The following is a 21,309-nucleotide window of genomic DNA, read 5'->3' on the forward strand; positions in this document are numbered from 1 at the left end:
TCAGAAAGTGGCCGACAGGTAGACCTGGAAGACGTTGGCGTTGTACGAGTACGGCCGGCCGGTGCGGATGTCGGTGAAGTCCTTGAAGTCGTAGAGCTTGTATTCGTAGGCGGCATGCGCCTTGAGCTCGTACCGTCCCGGCACCCGCTTGGCACGGTAGCTCAGCTTCACACCCACCGAGGGCGACTGGAAGGTGCTGAGCTGGCGGTTGCGCGAGATGTAGGTGGTCTCGGCCGTGGCGTTGTCGCTGTAGAACAGGGCCTTGGACTGGCGGTGGTAGCGCAGGAAGCCGTCGACGAGCGTGTCCTCGCGCACATAGCGGCTGTAGCCGACCTCGAGGGTGTGGGCCGTGATGTCCCAGGTGTCCCAGAAGTAGCGGTATTCCGCATGCACCGCGGCATCGCTGCCGATGGCGCCGGTCACCCGGCCCTTGATCGCGCGGCTGGTGCGGGTGCGCGGATGGCGCTCGGGCACGGCCGCGCCGAAGACCCGTGCGACGCGGTAGGGGTTGCCCAGGTAGCCGCTGTCGGACACCGCCTCGGCATTGAGGCTGGCGATCCAGCGCGGCGTGAGGATCTGGGTGACGCCCACGCGGTAGCGCCAGTGGCGCGCCTCGTCGAAGAAGCCCACGTCGGAGCGGCCCACCTTGTCCCAGGCGCGGGTGAAGCCCAGGCTCACGGTGGTCATGCCGCCGAACACGTCCTGCGACACGTCCAGCCCCAGCGAGTTGGCCTCATAGTCGGGTTCGGTGCTGCGCGTGGTCGACAGCGACATCAGCGAATCGCGGTGGACGTAGTCCAGCCCCAGGCCGTACTCGGTGCGACGCTCGGAGTAGGGGCTGGCGGTGGTGACCACGTCGATGGAGGCATTGCTGACCGCATCGACGTTGTAGAAGGCCGAGACGGCATAGCGGTCGCCCAGGCCCTTGCGCACCAGCAGGGCCGGGCCATGGGCGCGGGTGCCGCCGCCGTCATAGAGGTGGTACATCGCCTCGGCCTTGTCCTCGGGCAGCGTCACCGCCTGGGCGGCGCCGGCAGCCAGGGCCAGCCCGGCGGCCGCACGCAGCGCCCGCGGGCTGCGCGCACGCCACCGGGCCATGAAGCCACGCAGCCAGCGGGCGCTGCGCGCCGCGGTGTCAGTTGCAGCCACAGCCACCTCCTTGCACGCCGTTGGCGCCGCGGCCGCCTTCGCGCACCTCGCGCACGTGTTCGGTGTGGCGGGCCGACAGCGCGTCCCGGTTCACCTGCATGATCGGATCGGCCAGCCGCTCGCGCTCGTAGGGCTTGACCCAGGGCTCGGTGGCGCAGGCCGACAGGAGGGCCGCCAGGGCGAGGACGGGAAGGCAGCGCATCGTCGTCATTCCTTCAGCAAGGCGCGGATCTGCTGGTCGTAGGTGTTCTCGTAGCCGCTCTGGTAGCCGCGGTGCAGGTGGCGCACCCGGCCGTCGCGGTCGACGATCACGGTGTAGGGCATGGCCTTGAGGTCGTACTGGCGGCTCACCTTCTTCTCGGCGTCGAAGAGCACCGGGAAGGTCAGGCCCAGCTTGGAGGCCATGCTCGCGGCCTTGGCCGGGTCGTCGTCGATGCTCACGGCCAGCACCGTGAAGCCCGAGGCGCGGTACTTGTCGTACAGGCGGTTCAGGTGAGGCATCTCCTCGCGGCAGGGCCCGCACCAGGTGGCCCAGAAGTTCACGAGCACCACGTTGCCGCGCTGCTCCTGCAGGCGCAGGTTGGGGCCCTGGAGCGTGCCCAGCGTGAAGTCGGGCGCAGGGGCGTTGGGCTGGGTGGCCAGGGCCGGCGCGGCGAAAAGGAAGGCAGCCAGGGCCACCAGGCGACGGAAGGCGGGGGTCGGGTGCATGCGGAACTCCAGGGCGTGCACGAAAATGCGGCTCAGAAGAAGAAGCTCAGCCCCAGCGTGAGCTCGAGGTTGTGGGTGCTGCGGCGCTCGCCCAGCAGGTCGAACGAGAAGATGTGGTCGCGCAGGTCGAGCTGCACGGCCGAGCGCTGGCCGAGCAGGAAGCGCGTGCCCAGGCCGATGTTGAGGGTCTGGTTGCGCTGGTCGTCGAGTTCGGTGCTGCCGATGCCCGCGATCAGGTAGGTGACGGTGGCCTTGGCGCGCTTGGCGCCCAGGAAGACCTCGCCGGGCAGGATGTTGTAGCCCAGCGAGACGTTGTAGTAGCTGAGCGTGGACTTCTCGCTCGAGAACACACCGCCGGGCAGAATCTGGCGGAAGGATTCGTCACTCACGCGGGTGCGGCCGTAAGCGGCCTCGAAGAAGAAGTCCTCGGTGAGGTGGTAGCCCAGGCGCAGGCCCACCACGGGGCTGGCGCCAAAGCTGTCGGTGGAGTAGATGCCGGCAAAAAGCCCGGCGATGAGGTCCTTCGAGGGGATGCGGGGCAGGCGCACTTCCCGGCGCTCGACCTCGGGGACGATGACCTGCTCGTTGGCCGGACGCGGCGGCGTCGACTGCGCGGCGGCCAGCAGCGGCGTGAGCAGCAGGGCCGTGGCCAGTAGCGCCAGGGTCAGCCAGGGGTGGAGGGTGGGCTTGGAAGGCATGGGGCATCCGTTCAGAAGAAGAAGGCCAGGCCCGCGCTGAAGGCGCGGTACTCGATCGAGCGCTCGTCGGCCACGAAGGCGGTGTACAGGCTGTAATCGGCCGTGAGCATGAAGCGCTCGCTCAGGTGCCAGCGCAGGCCCAGGGTGGCCTGGCCCAGGTTGGCATCGGTGCGGATCGCGCTGACCAGGCTGCTGTTGGGCACGTTCGAGAACCGCCCCACGCCCACGCTGAAGAAGGGCGAGAGCCGGCGGTCGGACCAGGGCTCGGCGGCCAGGCCCACATGCCAGAAGCTCGTGCCCGAGAAGGTGCCCTGCACCTGGCCCACGTGGGCGTCCACACTCAGCGAGGTCGACAGCCGGTAGCCGGCCGTGAGCTTGAGCATGGGCTCACCGTCGAAGCGCCCCCAACTGCCGCCGGCCAGCATGCGGCGGCTGAGGTAGTCGTCGAGCACGATGTCGCGGAAGGTTCGTGCGCTGCCCGCGGCCGTGAGCGTGCGCTCGAGCTGGCGGCGGTGCACCCAGCCTTCCTTGCCGTCGTCGGCGCGCACCTGGTACCAGTCGGTGTGGCGCAGCGTGATGGCGACCCACTCATGCCGGTCGACCACATGGAAGATGGGGTAGCCGCGGCCCGGGCCGGTGCGCAGCTCGATGTAGGGATCGGCCACCTGCACGCGCTCCAGGCCTTCGTCGACCGCCGCGGCACCGGCCTGCGCCGCCACGGGCAGGGCCACGGTCAGGCACAGGAGGGTGGTCAGAAGGCACTGCGCGCAAATCCGGCGCCCAGGAACTGCAAAAGGCATCGGACGTCTCATTCGGTGTTGCAGGTGCCGGTCTCGGGGTCGGGCGGGGTGAACATGGTGTGGGCCGCGGCGCTGAACTCGTCCTGGCCGGCCGGCATGGGGCGGCTGATCCAGTAGCGGATTCGTCGGGCGTTGGGGTCGTTCTCGTTCTGGAAGATCAGGCCGCCACCGTGCAGCACGTTGAGCACCATGGGTTTGGTGAGCAGGCGGCTTTGCAGCGGCGCACCGAAGACCACCTCGCCCTGGGCGGAGTAGAAGTTGCGGTACATCGGCGTGGTGCGCACCGCCTCGGTCGTGTTGGCCGGATCGCTCAGATCGACCGCCTGCGCTTCGGGCAGCACGCGGAAGGCCCCCCCGGTGCCGGCGCGGTCGTCGTGACAGCCGGCACTGGCACAGGTGTTGGTCGAGATCACCCCGTTCTGGTTGACCGTGAGCGGCGCCAGGAAGATGGGGTTGATGCACTTCTGGAAGTAGACGAAGGACAGGCGCTGGCCCGAGGCCCCCGGCGGGTTGTTCACCACGGGGGGGTTGTCCAGCGGGTTGGAGCCGCCGCCGCAGGCCGCCAGCAGCGCCGCGGCCCCCGTCGGCAGCCACCGGGGGAACAGGGGCAAGGACTTTGCAAGCCAGCTCATGGGGTGCAGCCCGATCGGATCCAATCGGCGATCGCCGTGTAGCCCGCGCCGCCCACCGGCAGCACCGCCGGTCCGCTGCCGCCGGCCGGATGGGGCGCGGTGGACGGACGCGACAGCAGCAGGTTGTTCGCGGGGTTGCAGGTGTCGTTGATCAGGGTGAGCGTGACGTTGAAGTCGCCCTCGGGATCGCCGGTGAGCACGTAGCGGTTGCCCGCGAAACTCACCGCCAGGGCCTCGCCCAGCGTGGCGCCGGTGTTGTTGCCGCCGGCCTGGTGGCAGCTCGCACACTGGGCGCGCAGCACGGGGTGGACGCTGGCGTCGAAGGCACTCTGGCTGAGGATGCGCACCGTGCGCACACCGCTGGCCCCGTTGAAGGGGTCGTTGTAGTACTGGGCGCCCAGGTCCATCCACTCGGCCAGCAGGCGCTTTTCGGCCGCGTTGAGCATCGTGGCGTGGTTCGGGGCGCCCGCCGGCGGGTCGGGGTAGACCGTACGCGGGCCGGTGCCGGCCAGCAGCGTGTGGCCCCACAGGATCTCGGTGAGCCGGCTCTTGCGCGCGATGCCGGCCGTGTTGGCCGCGCTGGAACTGGCCTGCACGCGCGGCGGCTGGCGTTCGAGCATGGGCACGCCATCGCGGATGCGCGTGACGGGCCGGCCGTTGCCGTCGAGCAGCGGGTCGCCCACCAGCAGCTCCTCGTAGGAGGTCATGCGGCCGGTGCCGCCCAGGGTGCCGCGCAGGTCCAGGCGCGTCGGGTCGTTGTGGCAGGACACGCAGGCGCCGGCCGGGCGGGCGCGCTCCCACAGCGGCTGGATGTGCTCGGGGTAGTTGATGACCCCGTTGACCGGCGCCGGCGTGGCCAGGTCGTCGGCCGGGTCGGTGTTGCCGGTGTAGCGCACGAGGATGGAGGGACGGGCCGTGTAGCCCCGCGAGGTGTCGGCCCACACGTCGGTGTAGAGCATGTCGGCCACCAGGCGCAGCGCGTCCGGGTCGAGCAGGGTGCGGGTGGAAGCCATGGTCTGGCCGCTCTGGTGGGCCGCGACCATGGCCTGGCGCAGCGCTTGGGGCTGATGATCGACGATGGCGCCCGAGTTCAGCGAGGCGCCGCGGCGCGGGCTGTGGCAGCCGTTGCAGGTGCGGCGCTCGCCCGGGCGCACCTGGATCCAGTTGGCATGCGTCTGGAAGGCACGGCCCTGGGCATCGACCACCGCGAGGGCGAGCGGCACGTCGGCCGGGATCTCGAGCTTGAAGGAGCCGTCGGGCTCGATGGGCGCATAGCCCAGGATCTGCTGCTGCTCGAACTCGGTCTCGCCGATGGCCTGACGCAGGCCCATCGAGGCGGAGGGCGGCGCAATGGCCCGCGTGGCGCGCACGAAGCGCACCGGCGTGCAGTGGTAGGCCGGGTCGGCCGGATCCTTGAGGCGGCGCAGGTCGGCCACCTGGGTGGCGGGGCTGGTCGGGTCGGTGTTGGCCGTCATCGCGATGCCGCGCGCACAACCGGGCGGCAGGTCGTCGCTCACCAGCATCATCTCGGCCATGCGGCCCAGGCCGTCGGTGTTGTAGATGCTGCGCACCTCGATCAGGGCCATGCCGCGCTCGGCCAGGGCAGGGTCGATGGTGGTCGGGTCGGCTGCCTGAGGCTCGGGGCGGGCCTGCAGCGCGATCGGGTCGGTGTACATGAAGCCCGGCGGCGGCGCGGCGACGATGCGCCAGGTCTGGTTGGCCGGGTTGAACATGTAGATCGCATAGTTGGGCGGCACGTTGTCCTGCAGCTCGTCGGACTGCACCGCCTCCATCGTGCGGCTGCGGTCGGACAGCCGCGCGATCTCCTCGTTCGTGAGGGTGCTGCACGACACCGTGCGGCCGGCGCGCGTGACCTCGCAGGGCCGGTAGGCGAGCAACACGCGGTCGGTGCCATCCCACAGCGGGTAGGGCGTGGTGATGCGGCCGTGCAGCGACAAGCCGCGATCCATGTTCAGCGCCTGCGCCGGCGCCGTCCCCTGCACCTGCCCGCCCTGGGTGGGCACGGTGGTGTTGGCCGGGGTGTTCTGCTCGGAGTAGTTGGCCGCGTCGATGAACATCAGCGCACCGCCTTCGTCGGTGCGCTGCAGCGGCATCAGCGAGGAGGCCAGGAAGCCGGCATAGCGGCCGCGCGGGTCCATGTCGCGCGGGTGCAGGAAGCTGTTGCCCGGACTGTGGGCGCCGTAGAGCACGAAGGTGTCGGTGCCGTCGGGCTTGGAGCGGAAGATCGCGAAGCGGTTGCGGTCCGCCATGTGCTCCCAGCGCGCGTACATGATGTCGCCGTTGGGCCGCACCACCGGGTTGCGGTCGTGGCTCTGGTTGAACGTGATTTGCTGGAGGTTGCCGCCGTCGGCGTCGATGGTGTGCAGATTGAGCACGCGCTCGCGCTCGTATTCATCGAGGGCAAAGTAACGGCGATCCAGGGCCTGGTCCTGCGAGGACTTGGCCTGGCGGTTGGAGGCAAACACGAAGCCGCGGCCGGCCGGCAGGTAGTAGGGGTCGACGTCGTCGTGGTCGGTCGAAGCGGTGATGCGCCGGAAGCGGCCGCCCGTGAGCCCCCCGGTCGTCATGTCATATTCCCAGAGGTTCCAGCGGCCGGTGCAGGCCGGTTGGCCGTCGATCGTGGACGTGTTGCTGCGCGGGCAGCGCATCGAGAAGACGATCTTGCGGCCGTCGTAGGACACCTCGGGATCGGACACGTCGCCCTGCCCCTGCGTGAAGCGGCGCGTCAGGTTGATCTCCCGGGCACTGGGCGAGGAGCGCTCGCGCAGCATCAGATCGCCACCGGGGGCGAAGGGCGTGCCGTTGGTCGGATCCAGCCTCACGCTGCTGGAGCGCATCACGTAGGCGATGGGCACGTCACCCTCGACCGTGACGTCGTTGCCGTCCGTGCCGCCGCTGCCGCTGCAGGCGGCCAGGCCCAGCAGGGGCAGCCACAGGGCCAGAACCTTCAGGCTCATCGGTTTCTCGTGGGTGGGCATGATTTTTCTCCGTGGGGCCCCGAGCAAGAGGGCGTCATCGACCGTCGGACACCGTGGGCGGCGGCCCGTCAGGGCCTATGGCCTGCAGGCCGGCCGACACATGCAGTCGCCCCTGCGCATCGACGACCACCGCGTCGGCGCCAGGCTGGGCCTGCACGAGCGCGAGCCCCCGCTCGACGCCCATCACGAACACGCATTTCGACAGCGCCTCGGCGTTCAGTCCGTCCGGCGCGATCACCGTGACGCTGTGCACGCGCTCGGGTGAGCGGCCCGAGGCCGGGTCGATCAGGTGGTGGTGGCGCCGACCCTCGGCGTCGATGAAATAGCGCTCGTAGTCGCCCGAGGTGGAGATCGAGACATCCTGCAGCGGCAACACTGCCGCGGGCGCGTCGGTGCGGCGCGGATGACGGATCGCCACCGTCCAGGGCCGGCCGCGGCGATCGCCCAGCACCCGGCTGTCGCCACCGGCGGCCACCATCGCATGCTCGATGCCCAGGGCCTGCAGGCGGGCCACCGCCCCATCGACGGCGTGGCCCTTGGCAAAGCCGCCGAGGTCGATGCACATGCCCGGGCGGGCAAAACGCAGGGTGCGGCGCTTCGCGTCCAGTTCGAGGTGCTGCCAGCCCACCGCCTCGCGTGCACGCGCCAGCGAGGCCTCGTCGGGGCGACGGCCGCTGCGGTAGTCGTAGAGGCGGCCGACGGCGGCATAGCTGATGTCGAAGGCCCCATCGGAACGCGCCGACCAGGCCAGCGCCTGCTCGATCAGCGTGTACATCTCGTCGCTCAGTGGCACGGGGCGCTCGCCGGCCTCGCGGTTGATGCGCGAGAGCTCGGAGCCGGGCTTGTGCGGGCTCATGGCCGCGTCGATGCGATGCATCTCGGCCATCACGGCGGCCAGCGCCGCCTCGGCCTGGCGCTCGTCATCGGCCCACAGTTCGGCGCGAATCCGCGTGCCCATGATGGCGGCCTCGCGCACCCACCAGCGGCCGCGGACGGCGCGACGCGGCACCCGCGCGTAGGCGCCCAAGCGTTGGCGATGGCTGGCACTGAGCAAGCCGGTGGACATCGAACTCCCCCTCGTGACGGCCGGGGAAAGGCAAGCGGCGTGCCATCGCCCGCCGCCCCCGCGGCGCAACCCCTCGTCCCCGGCCCGCACGCCGCCGGGGCCGAGCACGGCGGTCGCCCGGCCCGCAGGCCGCGCCGAGCCTGGGTTTCAGCTCATCTTAGGGAGCACCCGCCAGGCCACGTAGCCCAGAGCCGGCCGGCTGCGACAAGCTTTTCAATCGGTCACAAATCCGCACCCTTCGGCCTCACCACTCCCTGGACGCGCAGTTGCAACTGGCAACAAGGGCGACCAAGGCCGTCAGCCCCACGGCACCACCCACGGGACGACACCGAGCAAGCGCCCGCGGATGTCAGCCCTGAATGGGAAGTTCATCCATGTCGTCACGGCCAGCGGCTGTCCGGTCGGCGGCATGGCAAGCTAGGGTCTTCTGTTGACGCCGACCCTCGCCATGGAATTCCGACTGCTCTACGAAGGCCCTTTGCACGGCCAGGGCGCCAAAGCGCCGCACAAATGGGAGATTCGGCGCGCCCTGCATCCGCAGTTGCAGCAGTTGTGGCGCGCGCCGCCGCTGAAGGACGTGGCCGACACCTTGCTGGCCTTCCCGGCGCGTGCAGGGCAGGCCTCGGTGGTGATGGAAAAGGACGGGCTACGCTTTGCGCCGCTGGTCACCCGCACCCTGGATCTCTACGCCGAGATCTCGGTGCTGCTGTTTCGCCAGCAGCCGCGCGGCACACTCATCACCGACGGCGGCGACATCGACAACCGGCTCAAGACCCTGCTCGATGGTCTGCGCATCCCGCGCGGCGCGAACGAGGGGCGCCAGGAGCGCCCCGACGTGCCCGACCCCGCCCCCTTCTTCTGCCTGCTCGAAGACGATTCGCTGGTGACCAAGGTCACGGTGGAGTCCGAGCAGCTCCTGCGCCCGGCCCAGCCCGACGAGGTGCTGGCCGTCATCAGCGTGCACGTGAAAAAGACGCGGCTGACGCCGCAGAACATGGCGATCTGAGCGGGCCGGGGAGCCCGGCGACCCTACGGTCGGGTGCCCGCGGATGGCGCCCCCTGGGGACTGGCGTCAGCGCAGGCGACCGACGTAGCGTTGCGCAAGCCCGACCGCGCCGCGGCCGCCTGCGTCGGCGGGGCCTGCCCCATCGCCGGGCAAGGGGCCGTGGGCCCAGGGCTTCGGCGCGTGCACCGGCTTGGGGCGCGATGCTTGCATGGCCTGCTCGAGCTTGTCCGCCCAGCCTTGAAGCTCGGCATCGCCCTCGGCGCGACACCTGCGCAGAATCTCCTGCGCATACTCCCAGTTGGTGGCCATCCACTCCGTATCGGTCACGCGCCCCAGCTTGCGTCGCAACAAGACATGCAGATGGGCCGCGATGGCCATGCGCTCATTCTCAGACAGGCTCAAGACGGGTCTCCTTGCGTGAGAGGTCCCGTCGCGCTTAGCAAATGTCGCGCCACCCGGGCGCGCGCCGTCAGTCTCGCCGCGGCGCGGAACAGGTGTTGACGCCGATCAGGCTGTACAGCGGGCACACGCCGACCAGGCCCGTCAGAACCGGCACCACTCCGATATAGCCCCACAGGCCCACCGTCCCGGTCAAGGCCAGGACGATCAGCACCAGGCCGACCACGATGCGCGCGATGCGATCGAAACCACCCTCATTGACTTTCATGAAACCACCTCTTGTCACCCCCGGTGGTCCCCACGGACCCGGGCCTTCCAGTGTGCGCGCGCCCCGATCGGTCGGCTTGACGGCGATCAAATCACCCTGCCGGCGGCCGGATCTCACGGACGGCGGGGGGTGTCCTGGGGTTTTGCCGCCTGCCCGGCCGGCCGCCTGGCCCGCTACAGTGCAACGCAGATCGGCTGCCTGCGAGTCGTCCCCGTGAAGTCCGGGCCCCACCGCCCCATTCCTGCCGCTGCGGCCTCGGCCCAAGCGCTGCTGGGGGCCATCGGCCAAGTGCAAAGGCAGTTCATCGAGGAGGCCGACCTGCCGCGGGCCTTCGACCGGCTGCTCGGCGTGCTGCTCGACGTGACCGCCAGCGAGTACGGCTTCATCGGCGAAGTGCTGCGCGATGAGTCAGACCAACCCGTCGTGCGCATGCTGGCCCTCTCGGACATCGCCTGGGATGAGGCCTCGCGGGCGATGTACGCGCGGCGAGCCAGCGCCGAGGGCTTGTTTTTTCGCAACCTCGACACCTTGGTCGGCCGGGTCGTGACCACCGGCCAGCCGGTGCTGTCCAACGACCCGGGCCGGGATCCTCGCGCCGGCGGCCTGCCTGCGGGCCACCGGGCCATGGACAACTTCTTAGGCCTGCCCTTTTTCCGTGCCGACCAGCTGCTGGGCATGGTGGGCGTGGCCAACCGCCCTGGCGGCTACGACGACAGCCTGATCCAGATCCTGCAGCCCCTGCTGTCCACCTGTGCGGCGCTGACCGTGGCCGCCCGCAGCGAGGCAGGCCGGCGCCGGGCCGAGGACGCCTTGCGCTTGAGCGAGGCGCGCTGGCAGTTTGCCTTGGAAAGCGCCGGCGACGGCGTGTGGGACTGGGATCTCGAACACGACCGCGTGTACTACTCGCGCGTGGGCCTGGCCGTGCTCGGCTACGCCGAGGGTGACGTGGGCCCCAGCATAGCCGACTGGGAGGCCCTGATCCACCCCGACGACCTGGCCGGCTGCCGCGCCGCGATCCGGCGCCACCTGCGCGGCGAAGCCCCGATGATGCTCAGCCGCCACCGCGTGCGCGCGGCTGATGGCAGCTACCGCTGGGTGCTCTTGCGCGGCAAGGTGATCGACCGCGGGCCCGAGGGCCGCGCCCGCCGCTCGGTGGGCATCATCACCGACATGAGCGCCACGCTGGCCCAGCAGGCCGCCACCGAGGAGGCGCTGTCGCGGCTGCGCAAGCTCGCACGCCAGGCCCCGGGCGTGCTCTACCAGTTCCGTCTCCACCCCGACGCCCGCATGAGCTTCCCCTACGCCAGCGAGAACTTCGAGGCCCTGTTCGGCGTGCCGCTGGCCGAGGTCCAGGACGATGTGCTGCGGCTCATCGAGCGCGTGCACGACGAGGACCGCCCGGGCCTGATCGAGTCCATCTTCGAGGCCAGCCGCGGCGTGCAGCCCTGGATGCGCGAGTTTCGCTACCTGCACCCCAACGGCTCGATACGCTGGGTGCAGGGGCATTCGAGCCCGGAACGCGAGGCGGACGGCAGCGTGCTTTTCCACGGCTTTCTCACCGACATCACCGAGCGCAAGCACATGCAAGCCGAGCTCGCCCGCTTCGAGGACATGCGACGCGAACGGGCGGCGGCCGAAGCCGCCAACCGGGCCAAGACCTTGTTTCTGTCGCACATGAGCCATGAGCTGCGCACCCCGCTGAACGCCGTGCTGGGCTTTGCCCAGCTCCTGCGCGACGACCCGGGCCTGGACTTGCCGCCGTCGCGGCGCCAGTGGGTAGACCACATCCACGCCGCCGGCCAGCACCTGCTGGGCATGATCAGCGACTTGCTCGACCTCACCCGCATCGAGGCCGGCGCCCTGCTGGTGCGCCGGGACGCGGTGCCGCTGGACGAGGTGCTCGACGAATGCCTGAGCATGCTGCGGCCCCAGGCGGGTGCGGCGCGCGTGCTCCTGCACGCCCCGCCGCCCGGTGGTCTGATGGTGCAAGGCGACCGCCAGCGCCTGCGCCAGGTGCTGCTCAACCTGGTGGGCAATGCCATCAAGTACAACCATCCCGGCGGCCAGGTCTGGGTGCGCGCGCAAGCCGGGCCTCAACGCGTCGCCGTGTCGGTGCGCGACACCGGGCCGGGCATCGCGCCCGAGCGCCTGGGCGAGCTCTTCACCCCCTTCAACCGCCTGGGCCGCGAGCACGGACGCATCGACGGTGCCGGCGTGGGCCTGGCGCTGTCCCAAGGCCTGGCCCGGTTGATGGACGGCGAGATCCGCGTGGACAGCCAGCCCGGCCAGGGCAGCACCTTCACCCTGGACCTGCCGGCAGCGCCCTATCTTGAACATTGATCGAACCAATTGGTTGGTGAGCTCTCAAAGTTGCAAACTATCAAACGAGAACCATTCGCAACGGAGATGCCCATGATCAAGACCGTCAGCTTCGGCGTCCTGCACTTGGCCGTCGCCTTTGGTGTCGGCTATGCGCTCACCGGGAACGTGGCCATTGCCGGGGCGATCAGCCTGCTCGAGCCCCTGGCCAACACCGTGGCGTTCTATTTCTTCGATCGCTACTGGGGCCATCCGCTGTGGCGCCAGCTCATCGAGAGAGCAAGGACATACTTCTATTTCAAGCGCACCAGGTCGCGGCAAGGGATCCCGGCCGAGGCCCATTGAGGCCTGGCAAGGTCTGTCAGTCGAACACTGACGGGCTGGCCCGGCAAGGTCTGTTAAGGTTGGGGACGATGCATTGGCCCAAATTCAATGGGCGCGCAGTCGCCCTCTTCCTCGATTTCGACGGCACGCTGGCCGACTTGGCCGCCCAGCCCCAGGACGTGCGCGTCGAGCCTGGCTTGGTGGCGCTGCTTCGCCGGCTGCTCGACCAGCTCGACGGCGCCCTGGCCATCGTCACCGGCCGCCCGGTGGACGACATCGACCGCTTCCTGGCCCCGTTGCGCCTGCCGGTGGCCGGCATCCACGGGGCCCAGGGTCGCCGGGCCGATGGGCGACGCTGGCAGCTGGCCGCCCCGCCGCTGGCCCTGGTCGAGGCCGTCGCTCGGGCCCTCCAAGCCGAGCACCCCGGCCTGCAGCTCGAGCGCAAGGCCGGGGCCCTGGCCCTGCACTACCGCCACGCCCCTCAGGCCGCCGACGCCTGCCGGCAGCGCCTGGCCGAGGCGGTCGCCGCCCAGCCCGGGCTGGAGCTGCTGCACGGCAAGTGCGTGCTCGAGGTCAAGCCCGCGGGTGTCCACAAGGGGCAGGCGATCGAGCGATTCCTGGCCGAACCGCCATTTGCCGGCCGCGAGCCCGCGTTCGCCGGCGATGACGTCACCGACGAGGCTGGTTTCGAGACCGTGCTGCGCCTGGGCGGCCAGGCATGCAAGGTCGGCGAAGGCCCGACCTGCGCGCCCCAGCGCCTGGCCGGCCCGGCCGAGCTCCACCGGGCCCTGGCCCAGTGGTCGCAGCACCTGGCCGGCCGTTCCGAAGGGAGCCCCGCATGAACGGATTCGCCCCTCCGGCCCCGCCCTCGCTGCGCCTGGGCGTGATCGGCAACTGCGCCTACAGCGCACTGATCGACGAGCGCGCCCGCGTGGTGTGGTGCTGCCTGCCGCGCTTCGACGGCGACCCGGTCTTCAACGCCCTGCTCGACCCCTCTGAGCGCGGCAGCGACTGGGCCTTGGACATCGAGGACTTTGCCTCGGCCGAGCAGGCCTATGTGCGCAATACGGCCATCTTGCGCACCGTGCTCACCGACACCCACGGCCAGCGCCTGGAGATCACCGATTTCGCGCCGCGCTTCCAGTCGCGTTCGCGCTACTTCCGGCCGATGATGATGGTGCGCCGCGTGCGCCCCTTGATCGGTGCGCCGCGCCTGCGCGTGCGTCTGAACCCGCGCTTCGACTGGGGCCGGCGCGCACCCGGGCTCACCCAGGGCAGCAACCACCTGCGCTTCGTGGGCGAGGCCCTGACGCTGCGCCTGACCACCGACGCGCCGCTGGCCTACGTGCTGTCACAACAGCCCTTCATCGTCACGCGCGAGTACAACTTCCTGCTCGGCCCCGACGAGACCCTGGCCGAGGGCATCGGCGACACTGCGCGGCATTTCGAGCAGGAGACCGCCGCCTACTGGCGCCACTGGAGCCAGCGCCTGCACATCCCGCTGGAGTGGCAGGACGCGGTCATCCGCGCGGCCATCACGCTCAAACTCTCGCTCTTCGAGGACACGGGCGCCATCGTCGCGGCGATGACCACCAGCATCCCCGAGGCACCGCACAGTGGTCGCAACTGGGACTACCGCTACTGCTGGCTGCGCGATGCTTTCTTCGTCGTGCGCGCGCTCAACAGCCTGTCCGAGGTCGGCACCCTGGAGGACTACTTGCGCTGGCTGTCCAACGTCGTGGCGCAAGCGCGCGGCGGGCACATCCAACCCCTGTTCGGCGTGGGCCTGGAACGCGAGCTGCCCGAGTCCACGCTCGACCATCTCCCCGGCTACCGCAGCATGGGGCCGGTGCGCGTGGGCAACCAGGCGGCCGAACACTTCCAGCACGACGTCTACGGCAACGTGGTGCTGGGCGCCGCCCAGGCCTTCCACGATGCGCGCCTGTTGCACCGCGCCGGCCTGGCCGAGTTCGAGCACCTCGAGGCCGTGGGCGAGCAGGCGGTGCGCGTGTTCGACCAGCCCGACGCCGGCATGTGGGAGCTGCGCACCCGCGCGCGCGTGCACACCTCCTCGGCCTTGATGTGCTGGGCCGCCTGCGACCGGCTGGCCAAGATCGCGCAGACCCTGCAGCTCAGCGATCGCGCGGGCTACTGGTCGATGCACGCCAAGCGGCTGCGCGAGCGCATCCTGGCCGAGAGCTGGAGCCAGGAGCGCCAGGCCTTCGTCGAAAGCTTCGGCGGACGCGACCTCGATGCCAGCGTGCTGCTGATGGCCGAGGTGAACTTCATCGACCCCAAGGACCCGCGCTTCATCGCCACCGTCGATGCGCTGGAAAAGCACCTGTGCGACGGCCCCTACATGCGACGCTACGAAGCCGCCGACGACTTCGGCAAGCCCGAGACCGCCTTCAACATCTGCAGCTTCTGGCGTATCGACGCGCTGGCGCGCATCGGCCGCAAGCCGCAGGCCCGCGAGATCTTCGAGGCCATGCTGGCCACGCGCAACCACCTGGGCCTGCTGTCGGAAGACACCCACGAACGCACCGGCGAGCTGTGGGGCAACTACCCGCAGACCTATTCGATGGTGGGCATCATCAACGGGGCGGTGCGACTGTCCGCCCCCTGGGATTCGGTCGTATGAGCCGTCTTGTGGTGGTGTCCAACCGCGTGGCCGACCCGCGCAAGAGTGCCGCGGGCGGCCTGGCCGTGGCGCTGGGCGAGGCCCTCAACGACACCGGGGGGCTGTGGTTCGGCTGGAGCGGGCGGATCGCCGAGCCCGGCCAGTCCGAAGGCGGCGGCCCGCAACTGCAACGCGTCGGGCGGGTCACGCTGGCCACGTTGGACCTCTCGCGCGAGGACCACGACAGCTACTACCTGGGCTACAGCAACGGCGTGCTCTGGCCGGTGTTTCACTACCGGCTCGATCTGGCCGACTTCGATGCCGGCTACATCGCGGGCTACCGCCGCGTGAACCGGCTGTTTGCGCAGAAGCTGATGACGCTGCTGCAGCCCGACGACGTGATCTGGGTGCACGACTACCACCTCATCCCGCTGGCGGCCGAGCTGCGCGCGATGGGCTGCACGCAACGCAACGGCTTCTTCCTGCACATCCCGCTGCCGCCGCCGCAGATGCTGGCAGCCATCCCGCAGCACGAGTGGCTGATCCGCGCCCTGTTCGCCTACGACCTCGTGGGTTTCCAGTCGAATGTGGACGTGCAGCACTTCTCGCGCTACGTGCGCAACGAGGCCGACGCCCAAGTGCTGGGCGCAGACCGCTACCGCGCTTTCGGCCGCACCACGGTGGCCCGAGCCTTTCCCATCGGCATCGATGTGGATGAGTTCATGCGTCTGACCCATGCGCGCGAAGCCTGTGAGACCTACGACACGATGCGAGAGCAATACTCGCGCCGACGGCTGCTGATCGGGGTAGATCGGCTCGACTACTCCAAAGGCATCCCGCACCGCGTGCGCGCCTTCCGCGAACTGCTCAAGCACTACCCCGAAAACCGCCACAGCGCCACGCTGATCCAGATCGCCTCGCCCACCCGCGAAAGCGTGGACGCCTATGCCGACATTCGCCACGAGCTCGAAGGCCTGTGTGGCGCGATCAACGGCGACTATGGCGACCTCGACTGGATGCCGGTGCGCTACATCCACCGCACCGTGGCGCGCAAGCGCATCCCCGGCCTGTGCCGTGCGGCTGACGTCGGCCTGGTCACCCCGCTGCGCGACGGGATGAACCTCGTGGCCAAGGAATACATCGCCGCGCAAAACGCCGACGATCCCGGCGTGCTGGTGCTTTCTCGCTTTGCCGGTGCCGCCGAGCAGTTGAAAGAGGCGCTCTTGGTGAACCCCTACGACGTACACGGCACGGCTGAGACCATTCAGCAGGCCCTGCGCATGCCGCTGGAAGAACGCCAGCGCCGCCACCAGGCCTTGCTCGCGCGCCTGCGCGAACACGATGTGCACTGGTGGCGCCGCAGCTTCCTCGACACCCTCGCCCAGTGCGGCGACTGACCTCGACCGAAAGGAATCCTCCCGCATGAACGAAGACCTGATCGCCAGCGCCGGCGCCCTGTGGAGCAGTCTGGGGCAGTACACCACCATCGCCGTGCGCATCACGATCATTGCCCTCGTCGCCTGGCTCGCTGTGGGCGTGCTGCACCGGGCCATTCGGCTTTTCCGCGAGCGCCTGACGGCGCGCATCGACGACCGCGAAGCCCTCAAGCGGGCCGAAACGCTCAGCCGGGTGTTCCGGTACATCGTCAGTGTGGTCATCACGCTCATCACGGCCATGCTCATCTTGTCGGAGCTCGGCGTGTCGGTCGCCCCCATCCTCGGCGCCGCCGGCGTGGTGGGTCTGGCCATCGGCTTTGGCGCGCAAAGCCTGGTCAAGGACTACTTCACCGGCTTCTTCATCCTGCTGGAAAACCAGATCCGCCAAGGCGACGTGGTCCAGCTGGGCAGCCACGCCGGCGTGGTCGAGGAAGTGACCCTGCGCTTCGTGCAACTGCGCGACTACAGCGGCAATGTGCATTTCATCCCCAACGGCACCATCTCCACCGTGACCAACATGACTCGCGGCTATGCCAACGCGGTGATGGACATCGGCGTGGCCTACCGCGAGGACGTGGACCAAGTCATGGCCGTGATGCACGAAGTCGCCGAGCAGATGCGCCAAGACGAGACCTACGGCCCGCGCATCCTGGGCGACCTGGAGATGGCGGGCGTGGACCAATGGGCCGACTCGGCCGTGGTGATCCGCTGCCGGCTGCGCTGCGTGCCCATCGAGCAATGGGGCGTGCGCCGCGAATACCTGCGCCGCCTGAAAAAGGCCTTCGATCAGGCCGGCATCGAGATCCCCTACCCGCACCTCACCGTCTATGCGGGCCAGGCCAAGGATGGCAGCGCCCCACCCTGGCCGCTGCAGATTCGACCGACCGACGCCCCCGCCGGCCTGCGCGGCTGAGCGCGCAGCCTCACCAACGGGTGTCCGCGGGGAACGAATAGGCGTCCTCGTGCACCAGCAGGGGGGCTTGGGCGGCCGCCACGAAGGCCTGGTCGTCCAAGACCAGGCCGAGTCGGCGGACCTGGTCGTCCAGCGCGCACAGCCGGGCCTCCAGCGCCAACAGCCAAGCCGAGGGCCGCGCCGGGAACAGCGAGGACAGGGCCAGCAGCCGCTGGCTCCAAGGCAGCCGGGGTGCCTGCGAGTCGTACAACACACGCCAGGCCCGGGCCAGCTCATCGGCGCCCACCGCCCACTGCCCCAGGCTCTGGCGGATCAGGGACGATGACGAGGCACTCGACGGGAGCGTTGTCATGGATCTTCAGGCCATCGGTTGGGCCGGGCACCATAAAGCCCCCCATTGTGGACATCGATCCGCGGCGATCACTCGGGTTTACCCTTGACCCCCCCTTTGGGGGGAGCGCGTCCGAGACCGGGCTCACGGGCCGGCCCGGTCAACCCTGCCTGAGTGACGGCCACCGGACCCGCCTAAAATTGGCGGTTTGCCCGCGTGGCCGGCATCGCGCTCCGTGGTGTGGGGCCGGGCGCGGGGGCGCGCCCGCGGAGACTGCCCATGCTCTATCCCCAGGAATTCGACGTCATCGTCGTCGGTGGCGGCCATGCCGGCACCGAGGCGGCACTGGCGGCCGCCCGCATGGGCTGCGCCACCTTGCTGCTGACCCACAACATCGAGACGCTGGGTCAGATGAGCTGCAACCCCTCCATCGGCGGCATCGGCAAAGGCCACCTGGTCAAAGAGGTCGATGCCCTGGGCGGGGCGATGGCCGCGGCCACCGACGAGTCTGGCATCCAGTTCCGTATTCTCAACAACTCCAAGGGGCCGGCGGTGCGCGCCACCCGCGCCCAGGCCGACCGCATGCTGTACAAGGCGGCCATCCGCCGCCGACTGGAGAACCAGCCGAACCTCTGGCTCTTTCAACAAGCCGTCGACGACCTGATGGTCGAAGGGGACCGTGTGGTGGGCGCAGTGACGCAAGTGGGCGTGCGCTTTCGCGGCCGAACCGTGGTGCTCACGGCCGGCACCTTTCTGGACGGGCGCATCCATGTGGGCCTGCAAAACTACAGCGCCGGCCGCGCCGGTGACCCGCCGGCCGTCTCGCTGTCGGCCCGGCTGAAGGAGTTGAAGCTGCCACAGGGTCGCTTGAAGACCGGCACGCCACCGCGCATCGACGGCCGTTCCATCGATTTTTCCAAGCTCATCGAGCAACCCGGGGATCTCGACCCCGTGCCGGTGTTCAGCTTTCTGGGCGACGCCTCGCAGCATCCGCGTCAGGTGCCGTGCTGGATCACCCACACCAACGAGCGCACCCACGAGATCATCCGCTCCGGCTTCGATCGCAGCCCGATGTTCACCGGCGTCATCGAGGGCGTGGGCCCACGCTATTGCCCTAGCATCGAGGACAAGATCAACCGCTTCGCCGACAAGACCTCGCACCAGATCTTCTTGGAACCCGAAGGCCTCACGACGAACGAGTTCTACCCCAACGGCATCTCGACCTCCCTGCCCTTCGACATCCAGCTGGCCGCCGTGCGCTCCATGCCTGGGCTGGAGAACGCCCATATCCTGCGGCCAGGCTACGCGATCGAGTACGACTATTTCGACCCCCGTGAGCTGAAGCCCAGCTTCGAGACCCGCGCCATTGGCGGCTTGTTCTTCGCCGGTCAGATCAATGGCACCACCGGCTACGAGGAGGCCGCCGCCCAAGGGCTGTACGCTGGCCTCAACGCCGCTCTGCAAGCGCAGGGCCGCGAACCCTGGGTGCCCCGTCGCGACCAGGCCTACCTCGGGGTGTTGGTCGACGACCTCGTCACCAAGGGGGTGTCCGAGCCCTACCGCATGTTCACCAGCCGAGCCGAATTCCGGCTGCAATTGCGCGAGGACAACGCCGACCTGCGCCTCACCGAGATCGGTCGGCAGCTCGGTTTGGTCGACGATGCCCGCTGGGACGCTTTCAACCGCAAGCGCGATGCGGTTTCACGTGAAACCGAACGCCTGAAATCCACCTGGGTGAATCCCCAGATCCTGCCCGCCAGCGACGCCGAGCGCCTGGTCGGCAAGGCCTTGGAGCACGAGTACAGCCTCTGCGACCTCCTGCGCCGGCCCGGTGTGAGCTTCGACACCCTGGTCGAGGTGGCCGCGATCGCCAAGCCCGAGGCCGGTGTTTCACGTGAAACGCTGCGCGCCGAACTCGGCGAGGCTCTGGCCGACGCGGTGATCGAGCAGGTGGAGATCAGCGTCAAGTACGCCGGCTACATCGACAAGCAGAACGAGGAAGTGCAGCGGGCACTGGCCTACGAACACCTCAAGCTGCCGCCCGATCTGGACTACACCCAGGTCACGGCGCTGAGCCACGAGGTACGCCAAAAGCTCAGCAAGCATCGGCCCGAGACCCTGGGCCAGGCCTCCCGGATCTCGGGGATCACGCCGGCAGCGATCTCGCTGTTGCTGATTCATCTGAAGAAGGGGCGGGTCAAGGGGTTTGGGGAGGAGCGGGCGGCCTGAAGGCTCAGCCCGCGTCTCGGGACGGCAGCTACCTTTCAGCATGGCCGGGTCCCGGCCCGGCAGCCGGGTAACTTTCATTTGCTGGCCCAAATGAAAGTCACCAAAGCAAAGGGCCTGAATGCAACACCATTCGATGTCGACCGTTGAGCTTCGGACGCGCGGTCCGGCGGGCGGCTGATGACCGACGAGGCGGCTTGGGCCTTCAGAGCGCTTGGGAAGGGCTTGGACGCGCCAGTGTTCGATCCGCCTTGGCGGTGACCAACCGCCCACCGGACTGTGCATCCGGAGCGCGCAGAACGAACCGCATGGTTTTGTATTTGAGGCCCTCTTCTTTGGCGACTTTCTTCTGGGCCAACAGAAGAAAGTTACCCGCCCGCCGGGGCGGGACCCGGCACGGGTGAACGGCAACCGTCGCCACACCACCGCCACTCAGGCACACTCACAAGCCCCATGAAACCCACCCTCCAATCCGGCCTCACCCAGCTCGGCCTCCCTCTGAGCCCGACGCAAGTCGACCTCCTCCTCGCCTACCAGGCCCTCATCGCCAAATGGAACCGCGTCTACAACCTCACCGCCGTCCGCAGCCCCGAGGAGATGCTGACCCACCACCTCCTCGACAGCCTCGCGGTGGTCCCTGCACTCGCAGCCCGCTTCGCTAAGCAGCCCTTCAAGCTGCTCGACGTCGGCGCCGGCGCCGGGCTGCCGGGCGTGGTCATTGCCATCGCCCTGCCGCAGGCCCAGGTCATCTGCGTGGACACGGTCGCCAAGAAGGCGAGCTTCATCCGCCAGGTCGCGGCCGAACTGGGCTTGAAACACCTCCGCGCGGAACACGCCCGAGTCGAAGCGCTGCCACCCCAGCAGGCCGATGTGGTCACCTCACGGGCCTTTGCCTCGCTGGCCGACTTCGTCGCCCTGACCCGCCAGCACCTGCGCCCCGACGGTGTCTGGATGGCCATGAAAGGCAAGCCCCCGGAGGCAGAGACCGCCGACTTGCCGGATGATGTCGAGGTGTTTCACGTGGAACCGTTGACCGTGCCCGGCCTGGACGCAGAGCGTTGCCTGGTCTGGATGCGCCCACGCTCAACCGATACCCCTTCTCCCACCGGAGCCCCCTGATGTTCGGCATCTCCGACTTCGGCGCCTACTGCGCCGCGATCCTCGTTTTCCTGGCCCTGCCCGGCCCCGGCACCTTTGCCTTGCTCACGGCCACCGGCAAGGGCGGCTTCCGCGCCGGGGCTGCCGCGACCGCCGGGCTGATCGTGGGCGACCAGATCCTGCTGTGGCTGGCCGTGGCCGGCGTGGCCGCGCTCCTGACCACCCACCCCAGCGTCTTCCAGGCGGTGCAGTACGCCGGCGCCGCCTACCTCTGCTGGATCGGCCTCAAACTGCTGCGCGCCAAGGACGGTGCGAAC

General features: G+C 69.2%; 21 protein-coding genes. 10 read left to right on the forward strand and 11 right to left on the reverse strand.

The features are described 5' to 3' along the window. From ACK4ZD_RS10525 to ACK4ZD_RS10560, 8 genes are read right to left on the reverse strand one after another with little or no spacing between them, the layout of a single operon-like run. A complete protein-coding gene (locus ACK4ZD_RS10525) occupies positions 1–1,149 on the reverse strand; it encodes a DUF3570 domain-containing protein (RefSeq protein ID WP_409661445.1) in 1,149 nt (382 codons plus the stop codon). Further along, entirely contained in the window at positions 1,136–1,351 is a 216-nt protein-coding gene (locus ACK4ZD_RS10530; RefSeq protein WP_409661448.1) for a DUF4266 domain-containing protein, read from the reverse strand. The genes ACK4ZD_RS10525 and ACK4ZD_RS10530 overlap by 14 nt, the downstream gene beginning before the upstream one ends. A gap of 5 nt (positions 1,352–1,356) precedes the next feature. Next, positions 1,357–1,857: a TlpA family protein disulfide reductase gene (locus ACK4ZD_RS10535; RefSeq protein WP_409661451.1), complete on the reverse strand. Its 501-nt coding sequence runs from the start codon at positions 1,855–1,857 to the stop codon at positions 1,357–1,359. 32 nt (positions 1,858–1,889) lie between these two features. After that, a complete protein-coding gene (locus ACK4ZD_RS10540) occupies positions 1,890–2,555 on the reverse strand; it encodes an outer membrane beta-barrel domain-containing protein (RefSeq protein WP_409661454.1) in 666 nt (221 codons plus the stop codon). 11 nt (positions 2,556–2,566) lie between these two features. Beyond that, positions 2,567–3,355 (reverse strand): SH3 domain-containing protein, encoded by a 789-nt coding sequence (locus tag ACK4ZD_RS10545; protein ID WP_409661456.1) that lies wholly within the window; start codon positions 3,353–3,355, stop codon positions 2,567–2,569. 8 nt (positions 3,356–3,363) lie between these two features. Then, positions 3,364–3,987 (reverse strand): hypothetical protein, encoded by a 624-nt coding sequence (locus tag ACK4ZD_RS10550; protein ID WP_409661459.1) that lies wholly within the window; start codon positions 3,985–3,987, stop codon positions 3,364–3,366. Then, positions 3,984–6,986 carry a hypothetical protein gene (locus tag ACK4ZD_RS10555; RefSeq protein ID WP_409661462.1) on the reverse strand — a complete coding sequence of 1,001 codons (3,003 nt, stop codon included), beginning with the start codon at positions 6,984–6,986 and terminating at the stop codon, positions 3,984–3,986. Before ACK4ZD_RS10555 ends, ACK4ZD_RS10550 begins: the two co-directional genes overlap by 4 nt. A 34-nt stretch (positions 6,987–7,020) precedes the next feature. Next, positions 7,021–8,052: an FAD:protein FMN transferase gene (locus tag ACK4ZD_RS10560; RefSeq protein WP_409661465.1), complete on the reverse strand. Its 1,032-nt coding sequence runs from the start codon at positions 8,050–8,052 to the stop codon at positions 7,021–7,023. A gap of 448 nt (positions 8,053–8,500) precedes the next feature. On the opposite strand from ACK4ZD_RS10560, the gene ACK4ZD_RS10565 reads away from it, so the two are divergent. Further along, positions 8,501–9,058, forward strand: coding sequence for a hypothetical protein (locus ACK4ZD_RS10565; RefSeq protein WP_409661468.1), 558 nt, complete (start codon positions 8,501–8,503; stop codon positions 9,056–9,058). Between the two features lie 66 nt (positions 9,059–9,124). Here the strand turns inward: ACK4ZD_RS10565 and ACK4ZD_RS10570 are convergent, their stop codons facing one another. Continuing rightward, the gene (locus ACK4ZD_RS10570) at positions 9,125–9,460 is read right to left on the reverse strand and encodes a hypothetical protein (RefSeq protein ID WP_409661471.1); all 336 of its coding nucleotides are present in this window, start codon (positions 9,458–9,460) and stop codon (positions 9,125–9,127) included. 67 nt (positions 9,461–9,527) lie between these two features. After that, positions 9,528–9,725, reverse strand: coding sequence for a DUF2892 domain-containing protein (locus ACK4ZD_RS10575; protein WP_409661474.1), 198 nt, complete (start codon positions 9,723–9,725; stop codon positions 9,528–9,530). A gap of 129 nt (positions 9,726–9,854) precedes the next feature. Between ACK4ZD_RS10575 and ACK4ZD_RS10580 the strand changes: the two genes are divergently transcribed. From ACK4ZD_RS10580 to ACK4ZD_RS10605, 6 genes are all read left to right on the forward strand, one after another. Further along, a complete protein-coding gene (locus ACK4ZD_RS10580) occupies positions 9,855–12,065 on the forward strand; it encodes a PAS domain-containing protein (protein WP_409661477.1) in 2,211 nt (736 codons plus the stop codon). A 72-nt stretch (positions 12,066–12,137) separates the two neighbouring features. Further along, positions 12,138–12,389 (forward strand): DUF2061 domain-containing protein, encoded by a 252-nt coding sequence (locus ACK4ZD_RS10585; protein WP_409661480.1) that lies wholly within the window; start codon positions 12,138–12,140, stop codon positions 12,387–12,389. A 68-nt stretch (positions 12,390–12,457) separates the two neighbouring features. After that, a complete protein-coding gene (gene otsB / locus ACK4ZD_RS10590; protein ID WP_409661483.1) occupies positions 12,458–13,210 on the forward strand; it encodes a trehalose-phosphatase in 753 nt (250 codons plus the stop codon). Beyond that, positions 13,207–15,009: a glycoside hydrolase family 15 protein gene (locus ACK4ZD_RS10595; protein WP_409661486.1), complete on the forward strand. Its 1,803-nt coding sequence runs from the start codon at positions 13,207–13,209 to the stop codon at positions 15,007–15,009. Before otsB ends, ACK4ZD_RS10595 begins: the two co-directional genes overlap by 4 nt. Continuing rightward, entirely contained in the window at positions 15,006–16,385 is a 1,380-nt protein-coding gene (otsA, locus tag ACK4ZD_RS10600) for an alpha,alpha-trehalose-phosphate synthase (UDP-forming) (RefSeq protein ID WP_409661489.1), read from the forward strand. Before ACK4ZD_RS10595 ends, otsA begins: the two co-directional genes overlap by 4 nt. A gap of 25 nt (positions 16,386–16,410) precedes the next feature. Then, positions 16,411–17,337, forward strand: coding sequence for a mechanosensitive ion channel family protein (locus ACK4ZD_RS10605; RefSeq protein ID WP_409661492.1), 927 nt, complete (start codon positions 16,411–16,413; stop codon positions 17,335–17,337). 10 nt (positions 17,338–17,347) lie between these two features. Here the strand turns inward: ACK4ZD_RS10605 and ACK4ZD_RS10610 are convergent, their stop codons facing one another. Continuing rightward, positions 17,348–17,689 (reverse strand): hypothetical protein, encoded by a 342-nt coding sequence (locus tag ACK4ZD_RS10610; RefSeq protein ID WP_409661495.1) that lies wholly within the window; start codon positions 17,687–17,689, stop codon positions 17,348–17,350. Between the two features lie 258 nt (positions 17,690–17,947). On the opposite strand from ACK4ZD_RS10610, the gene mnmG reads away from it, so the two are divergent. The 3 genes from mnmG to ACK4ZD_RS10625 form a co-directional block, all read left to right on the forward strand. Then, complete coding sequence (gene mnmG / locus ACK4ZD_RS10615; RefSeq protein ID WP_409661498.1) at positions 17,948–19,897, forward strand: tRNA uridine-5-carboxymethylaminomethyl(34) synthesis enzyme MnmG; 1,950 nt, start codon at positions 17,948–17,950, stop codon at positions 19,895–19,897. A 450-nt stretch (positions 19,898–20,347) separates the two neighbouring features. Continuing rightward, positions 20,348–21,013: a 16S rRNA (guanine(527)-N(7))-methyltransferase RsmG gene (gene rsmG, locus ACK4ZD_RS10620; RefSeq protein ID WP_409661501.1), complete on the forward strand. Its 666-nt coding sequence runs from the start codon at positions 20,348–20,350 to the stop codon at positions 21,011–21,013. Beyond that, on the forward strand, positions 21,013–21,309 hold a 297-nt coding region (locus ACK4ZD_RS10625; RefSeq protein ID WP_409661504.1), incomplete at its 3' end, for a LysE family transporter. The genes rsmG and ACK4ZD_RS10625, both read left to right, overlap by 1 nt.

It is taken from the genome of Caldimonas sp., from assembly GCF_046291045.1.
In the GTDB taxonomy this organism is placed as follows: domain Bacteria; phylum Pseudomonadota; class Gammaproteobacteria; order Burkholderiales; family Burkholderiaceae_C; genus Caldimonas.